The sequence below is a fragment of the Kineococcus vitellinus genome (genome assembly GCF_009906315.1).
GTDB lineage: Bacteria > Actinomycetota > Actinomycetes > Actinomycetales > Kineococcaceae > Kineococcus > Kineococcus vitellinus.
This window is the reverse complement of sequence record NZ_JAAALL010000526.1, coordinates 1-1,549: the sequence shown is the minus strand read 5'-3', so window position 1 is coordinate 1,549 and position 1,549 is coordinate 1. Positions and strand designations below refer to the sequence as shown.

At 72.9% G+C, this 1,549-nt stretch carries 1 protein-coding gene and 1 pseudogene; both read right to left on the bottom strand.

Annotated elements, in window-relative coordinates; all coding sequences use genetic code 11:
* Window positions 1-1,126: Clp protease N-terminal domain-containing protein (locus GTQ99_RS23100; protein WP_166617996.1), on the bottom strand; the 1,126-nt coding region annotated here is incomplete at its 3' end.
* Window positions 1,127-1,208: 82 nt separating this feature from the next.
* Window positions 1,209-1,549, bottom strand: a pseudogene (locus tag GTQ99_RS23095) (hypothetical protein); the annotation flags it as partial.

Genomic DNA, 1,549 nt, shown 5'->3' with positions numbered 1-1,549 from the left:
CCAGCGCGGCGTCGGTGATGGAGACGCGGTGGTGGGCCTCGTAGCGGTCGCGCAGGCCCTTGAGGATCTCGATGGCGTGCGCCAGCGTCGGCTCGGGGACCTGGATGGGCTGGAAGCGCCGCTCCAGCGCCGGGTCCTTCTCGATGTGCTTGCGGAACTCGTCCAGCGTGGTGGCGCCGATGGTCTGCAGCTCGCCGCGGGCCAGCATGGGCTTGAGGATGCTGGCCGCGTCGATGGCGCCCTCGGCGGCGCCGGCCCCGACGAGGGTGTGGATCTCGTCGATGAACAGGATGATGTCGCCGCGGGTGCGGATCTCCTTGAGGACCTTGCGCAGCCGCTCCTCGAAGTCACCGCGGTAGCGGGACCCGGCGACGAGCGCGCCGAGGTCGAGGGTGTAGATCTGCTTGTCCTTCAGGGTCTCCGGCACCTCGCCGCGCACGACGGACTGGGCCAGCCCCTCGACGACGGCGGTCTTGCCGACACCCGGCTCCCCGATGAGGATCGGGTTGTTCTTCGTGCGCCGCGAGAGCACCTGCATGACGCGCTCGATCTGCGGGTCGCGCCCGATCACCGGGTCCAGCTTGCCCTCGCGGGCGGCCTGGGTGAGGTTGCGGCCGAACTGGTCGAGCACCAGCGAGCCGGACGGGGTGCCCTCCTGCGGGCCGCCGGACGTCGCGGGCTCCTTGCCCTGGTAGCCGGAGAGCAGCTGGATGACCTGCTGGCGGACCCGGTTGAGGTCGGCGCCCAGCTTGACCAGGACCTGGGCGGCGACGCCCTCGCCCTCGCGGATCAGCCCGAGCAGGATGTGCTCGGTGCCGATGTAGTTGTGCCCGAGCTGCAGCGCCTCGCGCAGCGACAGCTCCAGCACCTTCTTGGCGCGGGGGGTGAAGGGGATGTGACCGGACGGGGCCTGCTGGCCCTGCCCGATGATCTCCTGGACCTGCTCGCGGACGGCGTCCAGGGAGATGCCCAGCGACTCGAGGGCCTTGGCGGCGACGCCTTCGCCCTCGTGGATCAGGCCGAGCAGGATGTGCTCGGTCCCGATGTAGTTGTGGTTGAGCATCCGGGCCTCTTCTTGGGCCAGGACGACGACCCGTCGGGCGCGGTCGGTGAACCTCTCGAACATGCGGCGCTCCTCGCGGGTGGTCGGGTCTGCGGGGCGTGCACCTCGCCGACCATTCCGATGCTAGTCCCGAGCCCCGACAGTCTCACTCCCGTCGGCGTCGGACGCCGGGGGCGAGCCGGTCGGAGCCCGCTCGTCCTGTCCAACTTGCGCCCAGGACGGGCTGTTCCGCCACGTCGTTCGCTGGTGGCGTAGCCGCCCGGGACCGCTCAGGTCCGCCCGCCGGCGGCCGCGCGCCCCGCCCGGCGGCCCCGGCGGCCGGCTGCGGGGCGCCCGGGCCCCAGCGGGGGTCCAGCTCGGAGAAGGTGGCCAGCCGCCCGGCGGCCGCGGCCACGAGCTCGTCGACGCCGTGCACGACGCGCCGCTGCTCGCCCCCCTCCTCCAGGACCTGCACGAGCTCGGGCGGGACCGGGCGGGGGTCGGGCG